Below are 23885 nucleotides of genomic sequence, written 5' to 3'. Positions count from 1 at the left end.
GTGCCCACCGCTCCGGGCGGCGGTCGACCGGGTTCCCCGGTCAGTCCCCGCCGGCCGGTGGCTCGTCGGTGCCGCGCCCGAGCACGTCCCGGGCGATCTCGTCCAGCAGCTCCTCCAACGCGGCCACGCCGGGTGGGTCGCCGTCCTCGCGACGGCGGACCAGCCAGGGCTGCAGCTGGTCGTAGCCGCGCACCGAGACCTGCCGCAGGGGGCGGACCCGGTAGGCCGGCGAGCCGAGCAACCGGCGGGCGAGCTCGCGGTCGACCAGCACCGTCGAGGGGTGCGCGATCGAGGTCAGCCGGCTGGCCAGGTTCACCACCGGCGAGTAGACGTCGCCCAGCCGGGTGAGCACCGGACCGTAGGCCGCCCCCACGCGCAGCGGCGGGCGGTCCTCGGCCGACCACTCCACCGGCAGCCGCAGCGCGATCTCCACCGCGTCGACGGCGTCGGCGCAGGTGAACAGCACGCCGTCGCCCACGGTCTTCACCACCCGGCCGCGGTGCCGCGCGATGACGTCGGCGGCCAGGCCCTCGAAGTCCTCGACCATGACGCCCAGCTCCCGGCCGCCCATGCCACGACTGCGGGAGGTGTAGCCGACCAGGTCGACGAAGCCCACCGCCAGCTCGCGGCGGTCGGCACCAGAGGTGAGCGCCAGCCGCCCGGCGTTCGCGGCCAGGTGCCGCCGCCACACGTAGTCCTGCAGCTCGCTCATCAGCGGCAGCAGCGCCTCGGTGGAGCGCAGCACCTCGGCCGCGACCCCCGCCTCCACCCCGGTCCCGGCGTCCACCCCGGCCCCGGCGTCCGCGCCGGCCTCGGCGAGCCGGGCCGCGAGCAGGTCGGTCTGCCAGTCGGCGAGCCGCGACAGCGCCTGCCCCATCGCCCGGGCGATGGACGCCTCGGTCTGCGGGTCGACGAGGCCGGAGTCGATCAGCGCCGACAACCGGGCCAGCGCGGTCACGTCGGCGTCGGTGAAGGCCGGGTCGTCGTCGGCGACGTCGGCGAAGCCGAGCGCGCGCCACAACCGCTGGGTGCGCTCGGCGGGCATCCCGGCCAGCTCGGCCACCTGCCGGCGGGTGTACCGACGAGGGCCGGCGAGCAGCAGCCGCTCGAGCTCCTCCCGGGCGGCCGCCGGCAGTCCGGGGGGCTCGCCCGGGCCGGTCTCCGTCAGCGGTCGGCCCGCGTGGGCCGCGGGCGCCCGGCGGCGGCGCGGGAGGCGTTCACGAGGGCGGAACCTACCAATCCGGCGTCCGCACTGTGCCGGCGGTCACGTCCGGGCGGCGCCACGCCGCACGCCCCGGGACACCCCGCGCCGCTTCCGGTTGCGCTTGGATGAGCGGCGGAGTGCGCGAACCCGCCGACCTCAGGAGCCCGAGATCGCCAGCCCCAGCAGCGCCCGGACCGACCCCGTACGGGTCGAGGTCCGCGGCCTCACCAAGTCCTTCGGTGCCGTCCGCGCCGTCGACAGCCTGAGCTTCACCGTCGAGCCCGGCCAGGTGACCGGGTTCCTCGGTCCCAACGGCGCCGGCAAGACCACGACGCTGCGGATGGCGCTGGGCCTGATCACCGCCGACAGCGGGACGACGACCTTCAACGGCACGCCCTACGCCCAGCTCTCCGAGCCGCTGCGCCGGGTCGGTGCGGTGCTGGAGACGGCGTTCCACCCGGCCCGCAGCGGCCGGGACCACCTGCGTGTCTACGCCGCCGCCGCGGGGCTGCCCGCCGTCCGCGCGGACGAGGTGCTGGCCCGGGTCGGGCTGGGACCGGCGGGGAAGCGGCGCGCCGGCGGCTACTCGCTGGGCATGCGCCAGCGCCTGGGGCTGGCCACCGCCCTGCTCGGCGACCCGCAGGTGCTGGTGCTCGACGAGCCGGCCAACGGGCTGGACCCGGAGGGCATCCAGTGGCTGCGCGGCTTCCTGCGCCACCTGGCCCACGAGGAGGGCCGCACGGTCCTGGTCTCCAGCCACCTGCTCGCCGAGGTGGAGCAGACCGCCGACCGGGTGGTCATCGTGGGCGCCGGCAAGCTGGTCCGCGAGGGCTCGCTGGCCGACCTGCGCGGTGGCTCCGGCGGCGGCACAGTGCTGGCCCGCAGCCCCCAGGTGGTCCAGCTGGCCGAGCTGCTGCGCGCCGCCGGTGCGACGGTGACGCCCACCGGGCCCGACGGCGTGACCGTGGGCGGGATGGCGACCGACGAGGTGGGGCACCGCGCCTTCGCCGGCGGTGTGGAGCTGCACGAGCTGCGGGCGCAGACCAGCGGCCTCGAGGAGGTCTACTTCCGGCTCACCGCCGGGCAGGAGCAGTACGCCGCGGGCTCCCCGGCGCAGACCGAGGGGACGGCCCGATGACCCGGCTGGTGCGCGCGGAGTGGCTCAAGCTGCTCACCACGCGGGTGTGGATCGGGCTGCTGCTCGGTTCCTGCCTGCTGGCCGGGGGCTTCGCGGCGCTGTTCACCGCCTTCGCCGGCGATGCGCCGGAGCAGGGCGGGCCGCCGCCGCTCGGGACCCCCCAGTACGAGCAGCTCGCCTTCGCCGTGGCGGCCAACGCGACCATCCTGTTCGTGGTGCTGGGCATCATCGGCACCACCCAGGAGTACCGGCACCGAACCGCGACGCCGACCTTCCTCACCACTCCGCAGCGTGGTCGGGTGGTCGTCGCCAAGCTGATCGCCTACGCGCTCGCCGCCGTCCCGATGGCTCTGGTGGTGCTGGCGGTGAACATCGCGGTGGTGCTGGTGTACGCCGGCGCCCGTGGCGATGCACCCTCGCTCAGCGGGGACAACCTGCAGGTGGTCCTCGGCGCCGGCGCCGCCCTGGTGGTCTACACGGTGATCGGTGTCGGGATCGGCGCCCTGGTGCGCAACCAGGTCGGCGCGATCGTCGGCACGCTGGTCTACCTGTTCGTCGTCGAGACGATCATCCAGGCCATCCCGGCCATCTCGGGTGCCTACAAGTGGCTGCCCGGCGGCGCACTGGAGGCGATGACCGCGACGTTCAACGGGAGCGACGACCTGCTCGACGCGTGGCAGGGCGGCCTGCTGCTGCTCGGTTACGGCCTGGTGGCCGCGGTGCTGGGCACCCTGCTGGCAGTGCGCCGAGACGTGGTCTGACCTCACGATGACGCCCCGGATGACCGCGCAGCGGCTGGCCCTGCTGATCGACGCCGGCGACCCGGCCGAGGTGCGGAGAGCGGTCACCGAACAGCCGCAGCTGCTCGCCGCGACCGTCGAGCGCGGCGGGGAGGACGGCTGGACCCCGCTGCACCTGGCCGTCGCGGCCGGACGGCCGGAGGTCGTCACCGAGCTGCTCGGTGCCGGCGCCGACCCGGGTGCGACCACCGAGGAGGGCCGCACGCCGCTGCAGGTCGCGCTCACCGACGCCCCGGAGCTGGTGGTGGTCCTGCGCGAGCTGGGCATCCCGGTCGACACCGCGACCGCCGCCTTCCTCGGCGACGTCCCGGCGCTGGTGGCGCAGCTGGACGGCGGCGCGCCGCTGCACGACCCGACGGCCGGCACCAGCCTGCTCACCTGGGCCGCCCGGGGCGGCTCGACCCCCGCCGCACGGCTGCTCCTGGGCCGCGGTGCCGCTCCGGACGGCGAGGCGCTGCACGCCGCCGCGGCGGCCGGGGCGGCCCCGGTCGTCGGCCTGCTGCTGACCGCCGGTGCGCCGGTCGACGCCCGCGACCCCGACAGCGGCCGCACACCGCTGCACAGCGCGGTCGCCGGCGCGGGCGAGGGCGCAGCGGCCACCGTGCAGCTGCTGCTGGCGGCCGGGGCCGACGTCGACGCCACCACCGCCGACGGCGCCAGCGCACTGGACATCGCCCGGGTGACCAGAGCCCGCGGCCAGGCGGGAGCCGCTCCCGGCGCCGACCCGACGGCCGTCGACGAGGTGCTGGGGCTGCTGCGCGCGGCGGGGGCCGGCGGGTGACGCACCTGCCGCTCGCGGGACCCCTGGGACCGGTGAGCCGGGACACGTGCGGCACCTCACGTCGAACGATCCTCGGCACAACGGGCGGGCGTAGAGTCGGACACCGGTCCAACGACGTCCACCGACGAAGAAGGCACTCCGCCCCGTGTCAAGCGTGAGCTCATCCCAGCCGTCCGCCTCCAACAGCAACCCGGTGGCGGGCTTCGGCACCAACGAGTGGCTGGTCGAGGAGATGTACCAGCAGTACCTCGCCGATCCACGGAGCGTGGACCAGGCCTGGCACGACTTCTTCGCCGACTACCGGCCGGGCAGCCCGGTCGCCGACGGGCAGGACCGGTCGCCCGCCGGGTCGTCCGCGCCGGAGGAGCCCTCGGCACCGACGCCCGGCGCCGTCCCCACCGCGACGAGCTACGCCTCCCCTGCGCCCGAGCGCGAGGTCGCCTCCCGTGCCACCCCGGCTGCGCCCGCACCCCAGGCGTCCGGCACGCGGTCGGCCCCGGCCGCTCCGCCGACCGACGCGGCGGCTCCGGCCGACCGGCCCAGCACGTCAGCCCCCAGCACCGAGGAGCAGGTCTCCCGGGCCCCCATCGCCGACCCCCGCTCGGAGGGAACCGTGGTCAACCGCGCCGCCGAGCGAGCCTCGCAGCAGCAGCCCGCCGCACCGGCCAAGCCGGCGGCCAAGCCCGGCGCCGCGAAGCCGGCCGCCGACGCCGGGGAGGGCCCGACGCGCACCCCGCTGCGCGGCGCCGCCGCGAGCGTGGTCAAGAACATGAACGCCTCGCTGACCGTCCCGACGGCCACGAGCGTGCGTGCGGTCCCGGCCAAGCTCCTGGTCGACAACCGGATCGTCATCAACAACCACCTGGCCCGCGCCCGCGGCGGGAAGGTCTCCTTCACGCACCTGATCGGCTACGCGCTGGTCCGGGCGCTGGACGCCTTCCCGAACATGAACAACTCCTTCGCCGAGGTCGACGGCAAGCCGGTGCTGGTGCGGCCCGAGCACGTCAACTTCGGGCTGGCTATCGACCTGCCCAAGCCGGACGGCTCCCGCTCCCTCGTCGTCGCCTCGATCAAGGCCGCCGAGACGATGGACTTCGCGGAGTTCTGGGGCGCCTACGAGGACATCATCCGGCGGGCCCGCGCCAACAAGCTGACGATGGACGACTTCTCCGGCACCACGGTCAGCCTGACCAACCCGGGCACGATCGGCACCAACCACTCGGTGCCGCGGCTGACCACCGGTCAGGGCACGATCGTCGGCGTCGGGGCGATGGACTACCCGGCCGAGTTCCAGGGGATGAGCCCCGAGGCGCTGGCCGAGATGGCCGTCTCGAAGATCATCACGCTCACCTCGACCTACGACCACCGGGTCATCCAGGGCGCGGAGTCCGGCGACTTCCTGCGCCGGATGCACCAGCTGCTGCTGGGCGAGGACGGCTTCTACGACGACGTCTTCCGCTCCCTGCGGGTGCCCTACGAGCCGGTCCGCTGGGTGCCGGACAAGCGGGTCAGCCACGAAGGCCAGATCGACAAGAACGCCCGCGTCATCGAGGTCATCGAGGCCTACCGGCGCAACGGCCACCTGATGGCCGACACCGACCCGCTGGAGTTCAAGGTCCGCACCCACCCCGACCTGGACATCGTCCAGCACGGGCTGACCCTGTGGGACCTCGACCGGCAGTTCCCGGTCGGCGGCTTCGCCGGCGAGCGGACCATGCTGCTGCGCGACATCCTCGGCGTGCTGCGCCAGTCGTACTGCCGCACCGTCGGCATCGAGTACATGCACATCACCGACCCCGAGGAGCGCCGCTGGCTCCAGGAGCGCATCGAGGTCAAGCACGACCAGCCCACCCGGGAGAAGCAGAAGCGGGTGCTCGGCCGGCTGAACGCCGCGGAGGCGTTCGAGACCTTCCTGCAGACCAAGTACGTCGGGCAGAAGCGCTTCAGCCTCGAGGGCGGCGAGTCGGTCATCCCGCTGCTCGACGAGGTGCTCACCTCCTCCACCGAGCACGGCCTCGACGAGGTCGCCATCGGCATGGCCCACCGTGGCCGGCTGAACGTGCTGGCCAACGTGCTGGGCAAGAGCTACTCGAAGATCTTCGGGGAGTTCGAGGGCAACATCGACCCGGGCACCGTGCAGGGCTCCGGCGACGTGAAGTACCACCTCGGCGCCGAGGGCACCTTCGACCACGACGGCCGCCGGCTCGCCGTCTCGCTGGCCAGCAACCCCAGCCACCTGGAGACGGTCAACCCGGTCCTCGAGGGGATCGTGCGGGCCAAGCAGGACATGATCGACAAGGGTGAGGGCGGCTTCACCGTGCTGCCCGTGCTGCTGCACGGCGACGCGGCCTTCGCCGGGCAGGGCGTGGTGCAGGAGACCCTGAACCTCTCGCAGCTGCGCGGCTACCGCACCGGCGGCACCGTGCACGTGGTCATCAACAACCAGGTCGGCTTCACCACCAGCCCGGCCCAGTCGCGTTCGACGCTCTACTCGACCGACGTCGCCCGCATGATCGGCGCCCCGGTCTTCCACGTGAACGGTGACGACCCCGAGGCCTGCGTGCGGGTCGCCCGGCTGGCCGTCGACTACCGGCAGGCGTTCAACAAGGACGTCGTCATCGACCTGGTCTGCTACCGCCGGCGCGGGCACAACGAGGGCGACGACCCCTCGATGACCCAGCCGCTTATGTACGACATCATCGACCGCAAGCGCTCGGTGCGGAAGCTGTACACCGAGGCGCTGGTCGGCCGGGGCGACATCACCCTCGCCGAGGCCGAGGAGGCGTTGAAGGACTACCGCGACCAGCTGGAGCGGGCCTTCGCCGAGACCCACGACGCCCGCGACTCCTCCACGCCGGAGCCGGTGATGGACCCGCGGTCGCCGCAGGAGATGACGGTCGACACCGCCATCACCCGCGAGGTGCTCAAGACCATCGGCGACGCGCACGTCTCGCTGCCGACGGACTTCACCGTGCACCCCAAGCTGCAGCGGATGCTGGAGCGCCGGGCGGCGATGGCCAGCGAGGGCGGCATCGACTGGGCGATGGGCGAGCTGCTGGCCTTCGGGTCGCTGCTGATGCAGGGCGTGCCGGTCCGGCTCGCCGGTCAGGACTCCCGGCGCGGCACCTTCGTGCAGCGGCACTCGGTGCTCATCGACCGGGAGACCGCCGCCGAGCACACCCCGCTGGCGCACCTGACCGAGGACCAGGCGAAGTTCTTCGTCTACGACTCGCTGCTGAGCGAGTACGCCGCGCTCGGCTTCGAGTACGGCTACTCGGTGGCCAACCAGAAGGCGCTGGTGCTCTGGGAGGCCCAGTTCGGTGACTTCGTCGACGGCGCGCAGATGGTCATCGACGAGTTCATCAGCTCCGGCGAGGCCAAGTGGGGGCAGCGCTCCGGCGTCGTCCTGCTGCTGCCGCACGGTCTGGAGGGCCAGGGCCCCGACCACTCCAGCGGGCGGATCGAGCGGTTCCTGCAGCTGTCGGCCGAGAACAACATGACGGTCGCCAACTGCTCGACACCGGCGAACTACTTCCACCTGCTCCGCCGTCAGGCGCTGTCGGAGGTGCACCGCCCGCTGGTGGTGTTCACGCCGAAGTCGCTGCTGCGCGCCAAGGCCGCGGTCAGCTCGGTCGAGGACTTCACCGAGCAGCGGTTCCGCCCGGTCCTGCCCGACCCGGGGGTCGGCGGCTCGCCGCTGGACCCCGCCGGGGTGCGCCGGGTGCTGCTGTGCAGCGGCAAGGTCAGCTACGAGCTGCTGTCCCAGCGGGAGTCCGAGGGCCGCACCGACACCGCCGTCCTGCGGGTCGAGCAGCTCTACCCGCTGCCGGCCGAGGAGATCACCGAGGCGCTGGCGCAGTACCCGAACGCGACCGACGTCGTCTGGGCGCAGGAGGAGCCGGCGAACATGGGCGCCTGGCAGTTCATGGCCTGCAACCTGCCCGAGCACCTGACCGGGGGCCGGACGCTGCGCCGGGTCTCCCGGAAGGCCTCGGCGAGCCCGGCGGTCGGTTCGGCAAAGGTGCACGAGGTCGAGCAGCGCCAGCTGGTCGCCCAGGCGTTCAGCGACTGACCCGCGGGAGCACGGCCGTGTACTTCACCGATCGCGGAATCGAGGAGCTGGCGGGCCGGCGGGGCGAGGAGGAGGTCAGCCTCGCCTGGCTGGCCGACCAGCTGCAGGCCTTCGTCGACCAGCACCCGGACTTCGAGGTGCCGGTCGAGCGGCTGGCCACCTGGCTGGCCCGCGGCGGCACCGACGACCTCGACGACGAGTGACGCGGGACGACGAGTGACGGGCGCTCCCTCTGCTCGCCCGCGGAGGGAGCGCCCCGCAGGCCGGGGCCTGATGGTCCTGCTGGGTGCCCTGTCCGCCTTCGGTCCGCTGTCGATGGACCTGTACCTGCCGGCGCTGCCCACCCTGGAGCGCGAGTTCGACGCGGGGCAGTCGGCCACCCAGCTGACGCTGACCGCGGTCGCGCTGGGGCTGGCCCTCGGCCAGCTGGTCGTCGGCCCGCTGTCGGACCGGCTCGGGCGACGGGTTCCCGTGCTCGTCGGGGTGGGCGCCTACGCGCTGGCCTCGCTGCTGTGCGCCCTCTCCCCCGACGTGTGGGTGCTGTCGGCCATCCGGTTGCTCCAGGGCGTCGCCGGGGCAGCCGGCATCGTGCTCGCCCGGGCGGTGGTCCGGGACCGCCTGGAGGGTGCCGAGGCCGCCCGCGCGTTCGCGGTGCTCGCCTCCATCATGGGCGCGGCGCCGGTGCTCGCCCCGGTGGCCGGTGCGCAGCTGCTGCGGTTCACCGACTGGCGCGGCGTCTTCGTCGCGCTCACCGGCATCGGGGTCGTGCTGTTCCTGGCCAGCCTGTGGCGGCTGCCGGAGACCCTTCCGCCGGAACGGCGGGTCGCGGGCGGGTTCCGCACCACCGCGCGCAACGCCCGCCGGCTGCTGGGCCGTCGGGCCTTCGTCGGTGCGGTGCTGGCCCAGGGACTGGGCTTCGGCACCCTGTTCACCTACATCTCCAGCTCCTCGTTCGTGCTGCAGTCGGGGCAGGGGCTCAGCGCCCAGCAGTTCAGCCTGGTCTTCGCCGTCAACGGGATCGGCATCGTCCTCGCCGGGCAGCTGTCGCGGCTGCTGGTCCGCCGGCTCGGGTCCCGCACGCTCCTGATCACCGGGCTCAGCGTGGAGGTGGTCGGCAGCACCGTGCTGCTCGTCGGCGCGCTGGCCGGCGCCGGGCTGCCCCTGGTGCTGCCGATGCTCTTCCTGGTGGTCTCCGCCAACGGCCTCGTGCTGCCGAACGCGACGGCGCTGGCCATGGCGGACGCCGCCCGGATGGCCGGGACGGCGTCGGCGCTGGTCGGCACGGCGCAGTTCGCACTGGCCGGGCTCGGCGCACCTCTGGCCGGGTTCGGCGCGCCCGGCACGCTGGTGCCGATGGCGGCGGTGATGGTCGGCTTCGCCTCGCTGGGGTGGCTGGCCGCCGTCGTCCTGGGCCGGGTGCGTGCCGCGACCGGCAGCGACCAGGAGCAGGTGCGCACGGCGGCCTGACCGGCTGCACGGTCACCCGCGGCGGGCCCACCTCCGCGCGCCTCCCCCGCGATCCCGGACCCCGGCGGCACGCTCCGTGCGTGCTCGGTCACTCCCACGCGCTCTCCGGCCTGGCCGCCGGCGCCGCGACACTGCCCTGGGCCCCGGTCGAGGGGACGATCGCCCAGGTGGCCTGGGTGGCCGCCGCGGGCGGGTTCGCCATGCTGCCCGACCTGGACCAGCGCGGGTCCACCATCTCCCGGATGTGGGGGCCGCTCACCGACCTGCCGTCCGGGCTGGTCAACACGGTCGCCCGCGGGCACCGGTGGGGCACCCACGACGCCGTCCTCGGGCCGCTGGCCTTCGGGCTGCTCGCCTCCGCCGCCGCCTGGCAGCACTGGTCGAGCCTGCTGCTGCTCGCCCTGGCCATCGGGCTGGCGCTGCGGGCACTGCACTTCGTCATCCCCGGCCGGGCCGAGAACACCGTCCTCGGCAACCTGGTGATCTCCTGGGGCGGCGCATGGCTGCTGCTCGCGCACAGCCCCAGCCCGGCGTGGCTGCCGTGGGCGGTCGTCGTCGGGGTGCTGACCCACATCGCCGGCGACGCGCTCACCAAGGAAGGCGTGCCGGTCCCCGTCTTCTGGCTGCTGCGCCGCGCCCGACTCAACCCGGTGCACCTGCACACCGGCACGACGCTGGAGAAGGCGGTGCTGGCCCCGCTGTTCGGCGCCGCGACGCTGGTCCTCCTCTACCTGAACACCGGTGCGCGCGAGCTGGTCGACCCGCTGCTGGAGCGGCTGGGCTGACCACCACCCCCGGAGGAGGCCGGCCCCGCCGTGCGGCCCGGTCCACCGGGCCAGGCCCTACGGTGACCGCGTGGTGCCCGACCCACGTCCCGCAGACCGGCTGCGCGCCGTCCCCCGTGCGCTGGGCCGCGCGGTCGGCGGGGTCTCACCGTCGGGGCCGCTCCCGTGGTCCACCCGGTCCCGGCGGGCGCGGCGGCTGCTGACCGCGGCGGTCGCGCTCTACGGCCTGGTCGTCGCGCTGGCCGCCAACAGCGTGGAGATCGACGCCGGCCGGGCGGCCGGTGGGCTCGCCTTCCTGTGGTGCCTGCCGATGGTGGCCGCGCTGGTCCTCACGCTGCGGCGGCCGCTGGACGGCTGGCGGCTGATGACCCTGTGGCTGCTGCTCACCCCCCATGTGCTGGAGCCGCCCCCGGGACCGACGCCCCTGCTCGAGCCGTGGGAGTGGTGCCTGTGGGTGCCGGTCCTGCTGGCGGTGGGCTGGGCGCTCCCCCGCGGGACGGCGGTCGTGGTCGGGGTCCTCTCGGCGCTGGTCCTGCTGCTGCGGCGCTTCGGCACCACCTGGGAGGTCGGCCCCGGCTACCTGCAGGTCTCGCTGCTCGCCGTCGTCGCGCTGCTGCTCATCGGCATGAGCATGGGCGCCCGGTGGGACGCCCGACGGGCGCTGGCCGAGGAGCAGGTGCGCACCGAGGCGGCGCTGGCCCAGCGCGGCGCACTGGCCGAGCGGGCCCGCATCGCCCGGGAGATGCACGACGTGGTCGCCCACGAGCTGTCGGCGATCGCCGTCCGCGCGGAGACCGCCCCCTACCGGCTGCCGGACCTCCCGCCGACGGCCCGCACCGAGCTCGCCGCCGTGGCCGACACCGCCCGCCAGGCCCTCGCCGAGCTGCAACAGCTGCTCGGGGTGCTGCGCGCCGAGGACCAGGCGGCCGACCGGGCACCGCAGCCCGGGCTCACCACGCTCACCGACCTCGTCGCCGCCACCCGGGCCCAGGGCGTGCGACTCGAGGCGGAGGTCGAACAGCCGGCCGTCCCGGCTGCCCTGGGGCTCAGCGCGTACCGCATCGCGCAGCAGGCACTGGCCAACGCCGCCCGGCACTCCCCCGGCGCCCCGGTGCACCTGCGGGTCGTCGCGGAGGACGGGCAGCTGCGGGTGACGGTCGTCAACGGGCCCGGCGACCGGTCGGGGACGACCGGTGCCGGCGTCGGGCTGGTGGGCATGCGGGAGCGGGCGGAGCTGCACGGCGGCGGGCTGACGGCCGGGCCGACGGCCGACGGCGGCTTCGCCGTGGAGGCCACCCTGCCGCTGCAGCCCGCACCGGCCGACGGGAGGTCACGGTGATCCGGGTGATGCTGGTCGACGACCAGGAGATGGTGCGCGACGGCTTCGCGGCCCTGCTGGCCGCCCAGCCCGACATGCAGGTCGTGGGCACCGCCGGCGACGGCGCCGCTGCGCTCCGGCTGAACGCCGAGCTGACCCGGGCCGGCACGGCCCCGGACGTCGTCCTGATGGACGTGCGGATGCCGGTGATGGACGGGCTGGCGGCGACCCGCTCGCTGCTGGGACAGCCGGCCGGGGAGGGCCCCGTGCCCCGGGTGCTCGTGCTGACCACCTTCGACCTGGACGACCACGTCTACGACGCGCTCCGCGCCGGCGCCAGCGGCTTCCTGCTCAAGCACGCCCCGGCTGCCGACCTGCTCAACGCCGTCCGCGTGGTCGCCGCGGGCGACGCCCTCCTCGCCCCGCAGGTGACCCGCCGGCTGATCGCCGACTTCGTGGCCGCCCGCCCGGCCGTACCGCCGCAGCAGGAGCGGCTGGCGGTGCTCACCGAACGGGAGACCGAGGTCCTCGGGCTCATCGCCCGTGGCTGGTCCAACACCGAGATCGCCGACCACCTGGTGCTCGCCGAGCAGACGGTGAAGACCCACGTCAGCCGGGTGCTCACCAAGCTGGGGCTACGGGACCGGGCCCAGGCGGTGGTACTGGCGTACGAGACCGGGGTGGCGGTCCCGGGTGGAGGAGCACCCCGGTAGCACCCCGGGTCGGCTCCGCAGCGTGACGACTCCGGGGCCGGCCGTGTCCAGGATCAGTCGTCGTGGAGATCCTCTCGCGACCGCTGACCTCGGTGCTCGGCGCGCTGGCGGTGGTGGCGACGACGCTGCTGCCCCCGGCGGCGGCCGCCCCCGTCCCCGAGCCGGTGGGCCTGGACCAGGCCTGTGCCGCGGAGCTCGCCCGGCGGCTCGGGCCGGTCGACGTCCTCGGCTGTGACCCACGCGGGCGCGGCCTCGCCGTGCTCGCGATCGGCGACCCGGCGACCAGTGACCACGTCGCCGTGCTGGTCCCGGGGTCGGACATCGACCTGCGCACCCTGCACGACCCCGCCGATCCGCAGCGGCGCCCCCTCGGCTGGGCCCGCAGCCTGGCCGGGGCCGGGGGCGCCGACCTCGCCGTCGTCCTCTGGGTCGGGTATCCGACGCCGGAGGGGGTCGGCGTCGACGCCGCCACCGGGCGGCTCGCCCGGGCCGGGGCGGCGGCGCTGGTCCCCTTCGTCGAGGAGCTCGAGGACGGCGGGGCGCACGTCACCGTGGTGGGGCACAGCTACGGCGCGGTGGTCGCGGCGCTGGCCGCACCGGAGGTCCCCGCCGACGACCTGGTGCTGCTGGGCAGCCCGGGCGCGCGCGCCGCCTCGGTGGCCGACCTGCGCACCGGAGCACGCGTGTGGGCGGCCCGGACGGCGGGTGACTGGATCGGGCGGCTCCCGTCGGTGCGGCTCGGCGACCTCGGCCACGGTGCCGATCCGGCCGGCGCGGCGTTCGGCGCCCGGGCGCTGCCGGTCGCCGGGACCTCCGGCCACGACGGCTACTTCAGGCCGGGCTCCGCGGCGCTCGCGGGAGTGGCCGCGGTGTGCCTGGGCCGGACGCCGGACGCCGCTGCGCCGGTCGAGGCGGCGGCCCGATGAACCGCCGCGACCCGGGCCTGGACGCGCTGCGGGTGCTGGCGACCGCCGGGGTGGTGCTCGGCCACTGGCTGGTGACGGCCCCGGCCCTGCAACCCGGCGGTGCGGTCGCCCTGGACAGCCCGCTGCGCACGATGCCGGCGTTGGCACCAGTCAGCTGGCTGTTCCAGACGCTGGGCCTGTTCTTCCTGGTCGCCGGGGCCGCCGCGGCCCGCAGCCGGGCGACCGCCGGGAACGGCGTGCCGGCCTGGTGGTGGCAGCGGGTGCGCGCCGTGGCCGCACCGGTCGCCGCGGTGGCCGCCGGGGTGGGGGTGGTCGCCCTGGCGCTCGCCCTGCACGGCACGGCCCAGGGCGTCGTGCGGACGATCGTCCTGCTCTCGCTGAGCCCGCTGTGGTTCCTGGCGGTGCACCTCACCCTGGTGGCGGCCACCCCGCTGATGCTCCGGCTGGACGACCGGCTGGGCACGGCCGCCGCCGCGGTGCCGGCCGTGCTGGCGCTGGCCGCGCCGCTGGGCGGTCCGGTGCTGGCGCACACGGCGGTGCTCACCGGCTGGTGGGTGCCCTGGCAGCTGGGCGTGGCCCTGGCCCGGCGGCCCTTGCCCCGCCCGACGGCGCTGCTGCTGATCGCCGGTGGCCTGACCGGGGTGGTGCTGCTGGTGGCCGTCGGCGACCTGCCGGTGAGCGCGGTCGGGGTCCGCGGTCAGGAGGGCTCGAACCTGGACCCGCCGTCGGCCGCGACCGTCTGCCTCTGTCTGGCGCAGGCCGGACTGGCGGCCCTGCTGCTCCCCCGGCTGGGCGCGCTGGGCCGCGCCCGGGCCGTGCGGACGGCGACCCGGCTGGCGCTGCCGCTGTTCCTGCTGCACCTGCCGTTGCTCGTCGGCCTGTGGCTGGTGACCCTGCCGCTGGGCCCGCTGGCCGGGCTGCACGGGGTGCCCGACGGGCCGGGGTGGGTGCTGGCCCGCTGCGCCTGGTTGGCCGGGGTGGTGCTCCTGGCCTCGGCGGTGGCCGCGGGTCGGCGGTCAGCCGGGCGGCGGAGCCTGCGGGAGACGCCCCGGGCGGGGCCGCAGCCGGACCACGACGCGTCCGACCACGAGCGCCGGACCGAACGACCGGCTGTCGTCGGCGACGAACGGGTTGTCCCCCTCCACCCACCAGAGGCCGTCCGCGAGCGGCCGGCGCGCGCGTTTGACCACCAGCAGCTCCGGCCGGGAGGGGAACCGGGCGAGCACCACGTCGCCGGGGCGGACCGTCCCCAGGCGGCGCAGCCGGCGGACCAGCAGCCGGTCACCGGACCGCAGTGTCGGGGACATCGACGGCCCGCTGACCCGGGCCAGCACCCACGGGGTGGGCAGCCCGGGGGGCTCCTCGGTGCCGCCACCGTTGGACGTGTTCACGCTGATCACCGCGGGTAGGGTCGCAGAAGATCCATCCCCACGAACCCGGAGGCACCCCCATGCGTCTGTTCCGCATGTTCTCCGCCGTGGAGGCCACCGCGCACTGCGACCTCCCCTGCGGCGTCTACGACCCGGCCCAGGCCCGCATCGAGGCCGAGTCGGTGAAGGCCATCCAGGAGAAGTACCAGAGCAACGAGGACCCGGTCTACCGGACCCGGGCGATCATGATCAAGGAGCAGCGGGCCGACCTGGTCAAGCACCACCTGTGGGTGCTGTGGACCGACTACTTCAAGCCCCCGCACTTCGAGAAGTACCCGCAGCTGAACGAGCTGTTCAACAAGGCCACCAAGCAGGCCGGCGCCGCCGGCGGCAAGGGCAGCATGGACCCCGCCGAGGGTCAGAAGCTGCTCGACTACATCGCCGAGATCGACAAGATCTTCTGGGAGACCAAGGCCGCTGCCTGAGCAGCGGACCCCGCTGCACAAGGCCGTCACTGCCGGGCCCCGCGACCGCGGGCGCCCGGCAGTGGCGTCTCCGGGGCAGTCCGCCACGCCGCCACCGCGAACGCCCGGTCACAGCCCGGTAACCTCGGTCTGCGATGCACATCGACCGGGCCGGCTGGCCCTTCCTCGCCGTTCCGTCGGCCACCGCGGCGGCGCTGTCCGCCGTGGGCCGCGCCACCGGGTCCCGGCCGGTCCGGCTGGCGGCGTGGCCGTTCCTGGCCCTCACCGGCTACATGGCGGTCTTCTTCCGTGACCCGGATCGACGATGCGACGCCGTGCCACCGCCGGACGACGAGGTCGTCTCCCCCGCCGACGGCGTGGTGATGGTGGCCGGGGAGCCCCAGCCCGGTGTCGCCCCGAAGGGTGACTGGCAGCAGGTCAGCGTCTTCCTCTCCGTCGTCGACGTGCACGTCAACCGGTCGCCCTACCGGGGCCGGATCACCTCCGCCAGCTACCGGCCGGGCAGCTTCCTCGCCGCGTACCGCAAGGAGAGCGCGCACCGGAACGAGCGCAGCGAGCTGTGGCTGGCCGACGGCGACCGCACCGTGGTGTTCCGCCAGATCGTCGGCGTGCTCGCCCGGCGGATCGTCACCCGGGTGCGGGAAGGTCAGCAGGTGGCCACCGGAGAACGGATCGGGCTGATGAAGTTCGGGTCGCGGATGGACGTGTTCGTACCGCGTGAGTGCACGGTCACCGTCACCGAGGGCCAGCGGGTGCGGGGCGGCGAGACCGTCATCGCGCGCTGGTCCCGGCCGGCCTGAGATGCCCTCGGTGTCCGGCAGGCGGACGACGACCGTCGAGTTCGTCCGCGGCTCCATGCGTGGCGGTCGGCGGCGTGCCCGGGCCTGGCTGCCCAGCCTGTTCACCCTCGCCAACATGGCCTGCGGCTTCGCCGCCATCCTGGTGTCCTTCCGCGGGGAGTACCGGCTGGCCTGCCTGCTGGTGGGGCTGTCGGTGGTCTTCGACATCGCCGACGGCGCGGTCGCCCGGCTGGTCGGCGCGGTGTCGCCGTTCGGCCTCCAGTTCGACTCGCTGGCCGACCTGGTCTCCTTCGGCCTGGCCCCGTCGCTGGTGGTCTTCGCGCTGTTCTCCGACGGGCGCGACCAGTGGGACCCGCTGGGCTGGCTGGCCTGCTTCCTCTGGGTGGCCTGCGCCGCGATCCGGCTGGCCCGGTTCAACACCACGATCGACCCCACCGCGGACAAGCGGTACTTCACCGGGCTGCCCAGCCCCGGCGCGGCCGGCGTCGTGCTGGCCAGCGTGTTCGCCTTCGCCGACGCGATGCAGGGGCGGGACCGGCTGTGGGTGCTGCTGGTGCTGGTCGTCCCCGGCCTGCTCATGATCAGCAACGTCCGCTACCGCTCGTTCCGCTCGCTGGTGAGCCCGAAGAGCGGCAAGCCCTACGGTCTGGTGATCGCCGCCGTCCTGGTCGTGATCGGGATGGCCACGATCCCGGTGGTGACCGGCTGCCTGCTGGCATACGGCTACCTGCTGTCCCCGCTGGTAATGCCGTTGGTGTCGCCGCTGGAGCGGCTCGTGCCGGACCGGGTCAAGGAGGCGCTCTCGTGAGCGGGCAGGAGCGGCGCGCACCCCGGGAGCGAACCGGGGACGTCGTGACGGTGCGCCCGATCGAGCCCGGCGACGTCCCCGCCGTGCTCGGACTGATCCGGGAACTGGCCGCCTACGAGCAGGCCGAGCACGAGGCGCAGATGACCGCCGACCAGCTGCACGGCGCCCTGTTCGGGGAGTCACCGGCGCTGTTCGGGCACGTGGCCCTCGCCGCGGACGGCAGCACCGCCGGCTTCGCGCTGTGGTTCCTCACCTTCTCCACCTGGCGGGGCACGCACGGCATCCACCTGGAGGACCTCTACGTCCGGCCGGAGCACCGTGGGACGGGCCTGGGGCGGGAGCTGCTGCGCACCCTGGCCGAGGTCTGCGTGGCGCGCGGGTACGCGCGCCTGGAGTGGTCGGTGCTGGACTGGAACGCGCCGTCGATCGCGTTCTACAGAGCAGCGGGGGGCGTGCCGATGGACGAGTGGACGGTCTACCGGTTGACCGACGAGGCGCTCGACTCCTTCGCCGCGTCCCACCGGTGACCACCCCGACCGAGGAGGAGGACGACGTGACGACCGAGCGCAGCGAGTCCCTGTGCTGGCTGACCGACATGGACGGCGTGCTGGTGCACGAGGGCAACGCCCTGCCCGGCGCCGCGGAGTTCCTGCAGCGGCTGCGGGACCGGGAGCGCCGCTTCCTGGTGCTGACCAACAACTCGATCTTCACCCCGCGCGACCTCTCGGCACGGCTGGCCCGCAGCGGGCTGACCGTGCCCGAGGAGTTCATCTGGACCTCGGCCCTGGCGACGGCGGACTTCCTCTCCTCCCAGCTGCCCGGCGGCTCGGCCTACGTGATCGGTGAGGCGGGGCTGACCACGGCGCTGTACGAGGCCGGCTACGTGCTGACCGACACCGACCCCGACTACGTGGTGCTGGGTGAGACCCGTACCTACTCCTTCGAGGCGATCACCCGCGCGATCCGGCTGATCGGCGACGGAGCGCGCTTCATCGCGACCAACCCGGACGTGACCGGGCCGTCGCCGGAGGGGCCGCTGCCCGCCACCGGCTCGGTGGCCGCGATGATCACCAAGGCGACCGGCGCGGAGCCCTACTTCGTCGGGAAGCCCAACCCGATGATGTTCCGCAGCGCCATGAACCGGATCGAGGCCCACTCAGAGTCGACGACCATGGTCGGCGACCGGATGGACACCGACGTCGTTGCCGGCATCGAGGCCGGGCTGGACACCGTGCTGGTGCTCACCGGGTCGACCAAGGAGTCGGACGTGCCCCGCTTCCCGTTCCGCCCGGGTCGGGTGCTCCCCTCGATCGCCGAGGTCATCGACCTCGTCTAGCGGTCGAGGAACGCCAGCCGGGCCTCGGGAGTGGCCAGCAGGTACAGCTCCAGCGCCACCATCGCGAGCAGCGGCACGCCCAGCAGCGGCTGGTCGGCCTGGAAGGCGGCCGTGTAGCCGATGACGCCCAGCAGCAGCTGCAGCACGATCACCGGGCCCCTCGACCACCCGGCCACCCGCCACAGCCCGACCGCCGCGGCCGACAGCAGCCCGGCGCCCAGCCCGACGTAGACGACCTCGGCCAGCGCCCGGCCGACGCTGTCCGGCTCACCGGTGACGGTCAGGAAGAGCAGCAGCAGCGCCAGGGCGGTCAGCCCCGCCGCCTCGACGGCGACCACCAGTGCGGCCCGGCGGACCGCGGGGGGCGCCGGCGGGCGGTCCCGCGCCGGCCGGGGCGCCGTCGGCTGGGCGGCACCACCGAGCAGCCCCTCCGCTCGGGGTCGCCGGCGCTCGGGGGCGTTCGACTGATCGCCAGACACGGCCCCGAGGCTACGCCCGGAGCGACCGGGCGAGCTGCCGGATGGCCCCCCGAGGCGGCTGGCTATGTTTGCCGCATGCGTGCGCTGCTGGTGGCGAACCCGGCGGCGACGACCACCACCCGCAAGGTGCGCGACGTGCTGGTCCGGGCGCTGTCCAGCCAGCTCCAGGTCGACGTCGCGGAGACGGCCCACCGGGGTCACGGGCGGGAGCTCGCGGCGCAGGCCGCGGCCGACGGCGTCGACGTCGTGGTCACCCTGGGTGGCGACGGCACGGTCAACGAAGCGGTCAACGGCCTGCTCAGCGCCGGACCGGGTGGTCGCCTCCCCACGCTCGCCGTCGTCCCCGGTGGCTCGACCAACGTCTTCTCCCGGGCGCTGGGGCGTTCCCGCGACCCGGTGGAGGCCACCGGGGAGATCCTCGACTCGCTGCGCGCCGGCCGCACCCGGCTGGTCTCCCTCGGCACCGCCTCGGCCCGCCTGCCGGGCACCGGGGCCGAGGAGTGGACCGAGCCGCGCTGGTTCGCCTTCGCCGCGGGCATGGGCTTCGACGCCGACGTGATCTCCCGGGTCGAGGCGCAGCGGGCGCGCGGTCGCCGGTCCAGCGGCGCCCTCTACGTCCGCGCGGGCCTCGACGCCTTCGTGATCGGCCGCGACCGGCGCCGCCCGACGATGACCCTCGCCGTTCCCGGGGAGCCACCCGTCGACGGGCTCTTCCTGGCCCTGCTGTCCAACGTGAGCCCGTGGACCTACCTCGGTTCCCGGCCGGTCAACCCGAGTCCGCAGGCGTCCTTCGACACCGGGCTGGACGTCTTCGCGATGGGCCGGGTCGGCGTGGTCCGCATGCTGCACCACGTCCGCCAGGTGATGGCCGCACGGCCCGACGCCCGGGGGCGCGGCATCCACCGCTGGCACGACCTGACCGAGCTGACGCTGACCGCCACCCGCCCACAGGGGTGGCAGCTCGACGGCGACCACCTCGGCACCACGACCGGTCTGCGGGTGCGCTCGGTGCCCGCCGCGCTCCGCGTCGTCGTCTGAGGAAGGACCTCGTTCCTCCCCACCACTCGCTCCGCTCGCTGCGGCCCCGGACGCAGGCGGCGCTGCACGAGTGGCGAGGCCCGCACAGCCGTGGTGAGCTTCCTCACGAGCACCCGTGAACAGGTGGCTGTCTGCTTGACAGCCCGGCGTCTCGTGAAAGCATCACAAGCAAGCAACCTGCCGGTAACAAGGCAGGCGGCCGCCGTTCACGACGCCGGACCTCCGGCGCGTTGATCTGCGGGGGCGGTCCTCAGGGCCGGCGGCCGACTGCCCACCGACAGCATTCCAGCCGAGATCGAGGAGTACACAGCCATGGACTGGCGCCACCGCGCGCTCTGCCGGGACGAGGACCCGGAGCTCTTCTTCCCGATCGGGACGACGGGCCCTGCGGTCGTCCAGATCGAGCAGGCCAAGGCTGTGTGCCGTCGCTGCCCGGTCGTGGAGTCGTGCCTGGAGTGGGCACTCAGCTCCGGCCAGGACTCCGGCGTCTGGGGCGGCCTGTCCGAGGACGAGCGCCGCGCCCTCAAGCGACGCACCGCCCGCACCCGGGTACGCACCGCCTAGTCGAAGCGCCCCGTCCCTCGGCCCCCGGCACGCTCGGGGTGCACCTCCGGACGGGGCCGACAGTGAGGGCCGCTCCGTCTTCCGGAGCGGCCCTCGCTGCTTCAGCGGCGCGGACGGCCGGCTCCCGGCAGGGTGAGCACGACCTCCGTGCCCGGGCCACCGCCGGAGGGCGGCCCCATCTCCAGCGTGCCGTGCAGCTCGCTGGTCACCAGGGTGCGGACGATCTGCAGCCCCAGGCCGGTGCTCGCCGCGGGGTCGAAGCCCGGCGGCAGGCCGCGCCCGTCGTCGTGCACCCGCACCTCCAGGTCGGCGCCCTCGCGGCGGGCGTGCAGCACGATCGTGCCGGGCGAGCCGTCCTCGAAGGCGTGCTCGGCGGCGTTGTGCAGCAGCTCCGTCACCGCCATCACCAGCGGCGTCGCCGCGGCCGCGGGCAGCTCACCCAGCCGGCCGTCGCGCTTGATCCGCGCCGCCGGCCCCACCGAGGTCACGTCGCCGAGCATCGGCAGCACCTGGTCGAGCACGTCGTCGACGTCGACGACGTCGTCCCGGCTGCCGGCCAGCGTCTCGTGCACCACCGCGATCGAGGCGACCCGGCGCACCGACTCCTGCAGCGCAGCCCGGGCCGCCGGCTCGGTCATCCGGCGGGCCTGCAGCCGCAGCAGCGCCGCGACGGTCTGCAGGTTGTTCTTCACCCGGTGGTGGATCTCCCGGATGGTGGCGTCCTTGGTCATCAGCGCGCGGTCCCGCCGGCGGACGTCGGTGACGTCGCGGACCAGCACCAGCGCGCCCTCCTCGGCCCCGGGAGCCTGCAGCGGAAGCGCGCGCACCAGCATCGTGGCGGCGTCGTTCTCCACGTCCATCGGGTCGGGGAACCGGCCGGCCACCGCCGCGTTGATGCTCGCGGCCACCGCCTCGCCGGCCACCCGGTCGGCCGAGACGCCGCGGGTCACGTCGGCGAGGTCCGCACCGACGACGTCGCCCATGACCCCCATCCGCCGGTACGCCGACAGCGCGTTGGGGCTGGCGTAGACGGCACGACCGGCGGAGTCGAGCCGGACCAGCCCGTCGCCGACCCGCGGGCTCATCTCCGCGTCGTCGAGCATCCGTGGCGGGAAGGTGCCCGCGGCGACCATCAGCGACAGGTCGGCGGCGATGTCCAGGTAGGTCAGCTCCAGCGTCGACGGCGCCCGGGTGACCGCGAGGTTGGTGTCCTTGGCCAGCACCGCGACCACCACGCCGTCGTGCCGCACGGGGATGACCTCACGCCGGCGCGGGGCGGTCCCCGACCAGTCGGGCTCCCCCTCCGTGACCGGGCGCCCCTCGGTGTGCGCCTGCACCAGCTGGGCGGCCTCATCGCCGCTGAGCTCGGTGCCGATGAGGTCGTCGGGCTGGCTGGTCGGTGCGGTCAGCGGCCGCACCTGCGCCACGCACCACCAGGCGCCGTCCTGCAGCGGCACCCACAGCGTCAGGTCGGCGAAGGCCAGGTCGGCCAGCAGCTGCCAGTCGGCGACCAGCCGGCGGGCGTGGTCGACCTGGGAGGGGCTCGCCGCCGAGCTCCGGGTCAGGCGTTCGGACAGGCTGCTCATGGTGACCCGGAGCCTAGGCGTGGGCTCCGGCGGCCGGTCCACCTACCCTGCGCTGGTGACCCGCAGCGCCGCCGTCGACATCGGCCCCGCCCGCCCCGAGGAGCACGACCGGATCGGCCGGCTCACCGCCGGTGTGTACACCGCGGAGGGGCTGGCCTCGCCCGCGTACGCCGAGCAGCTCGCCGACGTCGCCGGCCGGGCCGACCGGGCCGAGCTGCTCGTCGCCCGGGACGGCGACGGCGCGGTGGTGGGCAGCGTGGCGCTGGTGCTCACCGGCGACTTCGGCCAGGTCACCGAGGCCGACGACGAGGCGGCCTTCCGGATGCTGGTGGTCGACCCCGCGGCGCGCGGGCAGGGGCTGGGCCAGGCGCTCGTGCAGGCCTGCCTGGACCGCGCCCGCGCGGCGGGCAAGCGGCGGATGCTGCTCACCACCGGGCCGCAGATGGCGACGGCGCACCGGCTCTACGAGCGGCTGGGCTTTGCCCGGCTGCCGGAACGCGACTGGAGCCCGGTGCCGGGCGTCGACCTGCGGGTGTACGCGCGGGAGCTGTGAGCGTCAGCCGGCGACGACGGTGGCGATGAGGTCGCCCTCCTGGAGCACCTCGCCCTCCACCACGTGCATCTCCTCGACCACACCGGCCCGCTCGGTGAGCACCGGAATCTCCATCTTCATCGACTCCAGGATCACCAGCGTGTCCCCGGCCGCGACCTGCGCCCCGGGGGCCACCAGGACCTTCCAGACGCTGGAGACCATCTCGGCGTGGATCTCCTCGACCGCCACCGGCGCGCCTCCTCGTGTCGACGTCCCCGCCGCCCGACGGGGACGACCATGAAAGCACGGACCGCAGCTCAGCTGCGGTCGGCCACCAGCGGAGCGGCGATCCGGTGCAGCACCTGGCAGACCGCGGCACCGTCGTGCGGCGCCCCGGTGTCGGGCAGCCCGGTGAGCACGTCGGTGGCCGCGCGCGCGGCGGCGGCGAGGTCCGGCGCCGCCGCGCTGACCGTCGCGAGCAGCGCGTCGTACCAGCCGTCCAGGCGGTCCCCGGGGTCGTAGCCGCGCACGGCGACCATCTCGCGGTCGGCGCCCCGCACACCGCCCGGCGGGAGGTCCGGCAGGCGCCCGGTCACCCGGCCGGCCACCCCGGGCGGGAGGGTGGCGCGCAGCTGGACGGCGACGGCCGGGCGGACGGGGGCGGTACCGCCGTCGTCGGGGGCCTCGCCGACGGCGCTGCGCAGCGAGAGCTCGACGGCGTCCACGCCGTGCGACCGCTCCAGCACGGTCATGTCCAGCGAGAACCCGGCGGCGACCTCGGCCAGCTCGCCGTCGGGATCGATGCCCACCGTCACCAGTCCGCGCCAGCCCAGCTCGGGCAGGCGGCGGGCAGCGGCCGGGAGCGGTCCCACGCCCTCCGCGGGGGTCCAGCTCACCCGCGGGGTGCCCCCGGCCCGGTCGCGCACCACCGGGGTGACGTGGTGCAGCGCGTCCTCGGTGACCCAGGCGAGGAAGCCGCGCTCGCTGGCCGGCTCGACCCCGTCGCCGCCCAGCCGCTCGAGCACCTCGGCGTGCGGGCCGACCCAGGTGAGCCCGGCCTCGGCCACCGCCGCGGCGAGCCGGGCGTTGCCGGCCAGCGCGGGCGGGACCGGCAGCACCGCACGCACCCGGGTCCGGCGGGCGGCCTCGACGATGCGGCGCACGTCGAGGTAGGACTGGGCTGCGGGCGCGGGGCCCAGCAGCACCGCCTCGTCGGCCATCCGGACGTGCCGGGCGTCCTGCTCGGCCTCGGAGCACACCGCGACGGCCTTGACCCCCAGCCGCGTGCAGGCGGCGATCACCGCGCACGCGGCCGGTCCGCGGCCGGCGACCAGCACGCTCTCCACCGCCGTCTGGGCCACCTCGTCCCCCGTCCCCGGCCTGCGGCCGGCGTCGTCGCCACCACTCGCCCCTGAGCCTGGCAGGTTCCCCACCGGCCTTGCACCACCGCACGGCCGCGGCCCGGCGCGTGAGATCCTCGTCCGGTCAGCTTGGCCGGTCCGGGTGCTCTCCGCACGCTGCGCCGGCCGGCGATCACCCGCCGGGGCACCACCGGCGGCACCCCGACCCGAGTCAGGAGGCAGCGATGTCCAAGCGTGGACGCAAGCGGCGCGCCCGCAAGAAGAGCGGCGCCAACCACGGCAAGCGCCCCAACGCGTAAGGCGGAGCCGTCGGCCCCCCTGC

General features: G+C 74.9%; 25 protein-coding genes and 1 pseudogene. 20 read left to right on the top strand and 6 right to left on the bottom strand.

Annotated elements, in window-relative coordinates:
- Positions 1-40 precede the first annotated feature (40 nt).
- On the bottom strand, positions 41-1063 hold the full coding sequence (locus ACI79Y_RS01295; RefSeq protein ID WP_457156754.1) for an adenylate/guanylate cyclase domain-containing protein: 1023 nt from the start codon (positions 1061-1063) through the stop codon (positions 41-43).
- A 262-nt stretch (positions 1064-1325) separates the two neighbouring features.
- Here ACI79Y_RS01295 and ACI79Y_RS01290 point away from each other — a divergent pair, with 262 nt between their 5' ends.
- From ACI79Y_RS01290 to ACI79Y_RS01240, 11 genes and pseudogenes are all read left to right on the top strand, one after another.
- Entirely contained in the window at positions 1326-2342 is a 1017-nt protein-coding gene (locus ACI79Y_RS01290) for an ABC transporter ATP-binding protein (protein WP_457156753.1), read from the top strand.
- Positions 2339-3103, top strand: coding sequence for an ABC transporter permease (locus ACI79Y_RS01285; protein WP_457156752.1), 765 nt, complete (start codon positions 2339-2341; stop codon positions 3101-3103). Before ACI79Y_RS01290 ends, ACI79Y_RS01285 begins: the two co-directional genes overlap by 4 nt.
- 19 nt (positions 3104-3122) lie before the next feature.
- Positions 3123-3923, top strand: a complete 801-nt coding sequence (locus ACI79Y_RS01280; protein WP_457156751.1) for an ankyrin repeat domain-containing protein — start codon at positions 3123-3125, stop codon at positions 3921-3923.
- A 154-nt stretch (positions 3924-4077) separates the two neighbouring features.
- Entirely contained in the window at positions 4078-7995 is a 3918-nt protein-coding gene (locus ACI79Y_RS01275) for a multifunctional oxoglutarate decarboxylase/oxoglutarate dehydrogenase thiamine pyrophosphate-binding subunit/dihydrolipoyllysine-residue succinyltransferase subunit (protein ID WP_457156750.1), read from the top strand.
- A gap of 17 nt (positions 7996-8012) precedes the next feature.
- Complete coding sequence (locus tag ACI79Y_RS01270; protein WP_457083668.1) at positions 8013-8198, top strand: DUF6104 family protein; 186 nt, start codon at positions 8013-8015, stop codon at positions 8196-8198.
- A 70-nt stretch (positions 8199-8268) separates the two neighbouring features.
- Positions 8269-9462, top strand: coding sequence for a multidrug effflux MFS transporter (locus tag ACI79Y_RS01265; protein ID WP_457156749.1), 1194 nt, complete (start codon positions 8269-8271; stop codon positions 9460-9462).
- A gap of 80 nt (positions 9463-9542) precedes the next feature.
- The gene (locus ACI79Y_RS01260; protein WP_457156748.1) at positions 9543-10247 is read left to right on the top strand and encodes a metal-dependent hydrolase; all 705 of its coding nucleotides are present in this window, start codon (positions 9543-9545) and stop codon (positions 10245-10247) included.
- A gap of 70 nt (positions 10248-10317) precedes the next feature.
- Positions 10318-11586 carry a sensor histidine kinase gene (locus ACI79Y_RS01255; RefSeq protein ID WP_457156747.1) on the top strand — a complete coding sequence of 423 codons (1269 nt, stop codon included), beginning with the start codon at positions 10318-10320 and terminating at the stop codon, positions 11584-11586.
- Positions 11583-12278, top strand: coding sequence for a response regulator (locus tag ACI79Y_RS01250; RefSeq protein WP_457083675.1), 696 nt, complete (start codon positions 11583-11585; stop codon positions 12276-12278). Before ACI79Y_RS01255 ends, ACI79Y_RS01250 begins: the two co-directional genes overlap by 4 nt.
- 62 nt (positions 12279-12340) lie before the next feature.
- Positions 12341-13204: an alpha/beta hydrolase gene (locus tag ACI79Y_RS01245; RefSeq protein WP_457156746.1), complete on the top strand. Its 864-nt coding sequence runs from the start codon at positions 12341-12343 to the stop codon at positions 13202-13204.
- A pseudogene (locus ACI79Y_RS01240) lies at positions 13201-14175 on the top strand (acyltransferase family protein); the annotation flags it as partial. The gene ACI79Y_RS01245 and the pseudogene ACI79Y_RS01240, both read left to right, overlap by 4 nt.
- A gap of 45 nt (positions 14176-14220) precedes the next feature.
- Here the strand turns inward: ACI79Y_RS01240 and ACI79Y_RS01235 are convergent.
- Complete coding sequence (locus ACI79Y_RS01235) at positions 14221-14511, bottom strand: S26 family signal peptidase (protein WP_457156880.1); 291 nt, start codon at positions 14509-14511, stop codon at positions 14221-14223.
- A gap of 143 nt (positions 14512-14654) precedes the next feature.
- On the opposite strand from ACI79Y_RS01235, the gene sodN reads away from it, so the two are divergent.
- The 5 genes from sodN (at position 14655) to ACI79Y_RS01210 (ending at position 18003) form a co-directional block, all read left to right on the top strand.
- Positions 14655-15059: a superoxide dismutase, Ni gene (sodN, locus tag ACI79Y_RS01230; protein ID WP_457156745.1), complete on the top strand. Its 405-nt coding sequence runs from the start codon at positions 14655-14657 to the stop codon at positions 15057-15059.
- A 134-nt stretch (positions 15060-15193) separates the two neighbouring features.
- Positions 15194-15859 (top strand): phosphatidylserine decarboxylase, encoded by a 666-nt coding sequence (locus ACI79Y_RS01225; RefSeq protein ID WP_457156744.1) that lies wholly within the window; start codon positions 15194-15196, stop codon positions 15857-15859.
- A 1-nt stretch (position 15860) separates the two neighbouring features.
- Positions 15861-16667, top strand: coding sequence for a CDP-diacylglycerol--serine O-phosphatidyltransferase (gene pssA / locus ACI79Y_RS01220; RefSeq protein ID WP_457156743.1), 807 nt, complete (start codon positions 15861-15863; stop codon positions 16665-16667).
- Entirely contained in the window at positions 16664-17194 is a 531-nt protein-coding gene (locus tag ACI79Y_RS01215; protein ID WP_457156742.1) for an N-acetyltransferase family protein, read from the top strand. Before pssA ends, ACI79Y_RS01215 begins: the two co-directional genes overlap by 4 nt.
- Entirely contained in the window at positions 17191-18003 is an 813-nt protein-coding gene (locus ACI79Y_RS01210; protein WP_457083686.1) for an HAD-IIA family hydrolase, read from the top strand. Before ACI79Y_RS01215 ends, ACI79Y_RS01210 begins: the two co-directional genes overlap by 4 nt.
- Here ACI79Y_RS01210 and ACI79Y_RS01205 read toward each other — a convergent pair.
- Positions 18000-18482, bottom strand: a complete 483-nt coding sequence (locus ACI79Y_RS01205; protein WP_457156741.1) for a hypothetical protein — start codon at positions 18480-18482, stop codon at positions 18000-18002. The two genes, ACI79Y_RS01210 and ACI79Y_RS01205, sit on opposite strands and share 4 nt — an antisense overlap.
- Positions 18483-18557: 75 nt before the next feature.
- On the opposite strand from ACI79Y_RS01205, the gene ACI79Y_RS01200 reads away from it, so the two are divergent.
- Positions 18558-19520, top strand: a complete 963-nt coding sequence (locus ACI79Y_RS01200) for a diacylglycerol/lipid kinase family protein (protein WP_457156740.1) — start codon at positions 18558-18560, stop codon at positions 19518-19520.
- 312 nt (positions 19521-19832) lie between these two features.
- The gene (locus ACI79Y_RS01195; RefSeq protein ID WP_153361367.1) at positions 19833-20084 is read left to right on the top strand and encodes a WhiB family transcriptional regulator; all 252 of its coding nucleotides are present in this window, start codon (positions 19833-19835) and stop codon (positions 20082-20084) included.
- Positions 20085-20185: 101 nt separating this feature from the next.
- Here the strand turns inward: ACI79Y_RS01195 and ACI79Y_RS01190 are convergent, their stop codons facing one another.
- On the bottom strand, positions 20186-21670 hold the full coding sequence (locus ACI79Y_RS01190; protein ID WP_457156739.1) for a sensor histidine kinase: 1485 nt from the start codon (positions 21668-21670) through the stop codon (positions 20186-20188).
- A 55-nt stretch (positions 21671-21725) separates the two neighbouring features.
- Between ACI79Y_RS01190 and ACI79Y_RS01185 the strand changes: the two genes are divergently transcribed.
- Positions 21726-22223: a GNAT family N-acetyltransferase gene (locus ACI79Y_RS01185; protein ID WP_457156738.1), complete on the top strand. Its 498-nt coding sequence runs from the start codon at positions 21726-21728 to the stop codon at positions 22221-22223.
- A 3-nt stretch (positions 22224-22226) separates the two neighbouring features.
- Here ACI79Y_RS01185 and ACI79Y_RS01180 read toward each other — a convergent pair whose 3' ends face one another.
- A complete protein-coding gene (locus ACI79Y_RS01180) occupies positions 22227-22451 on the bottom strand; it encodes a biotin/lipoyl-binding carrier protein (RefSeq protein ID WP_457083696.1) in 225 nt (74 codons plus the stop codon).
- Positions 22452-22519: 68 nt separating this feature from the next.
- Complete coding sequence (locus tag ACI79Y_RS01175; protein WP_457156737.1) at positions 22520-23563, bottom strand: biotin carboxylase N-terminal domain-containing protein; 1044 nt, start codon at positions 23561-23563, stop codon at positions 22520-22522.
- Between the two features lie 224 nt (positions 23564-23787).
- Here ACI79Y_RS01175 and ACI79Y_RS01170 point away from each other — a divergent pair, with 224 nt between their 5' ends.
- On the top strand, positions 23788-23862 hold the full coding sequence (locus ACI79Y_RS01170; protein WP_014742531.1) for a 50S ribosomal protein bL37: 75 nt from the start codon (positions 23788-23790) through the stop codon (positions 23860-23862).
- Positions 23863-23885: the final 23 nt, after the last annotated feature.

It is taken from the genome of Modestobacter sp. SYSU DS0875, from assembly GCF_054050915.1.
Note: the sequence above shows the minus strand (reverse complement) of the source record. Positions and strands in the feature narration are given on the sequence as shown.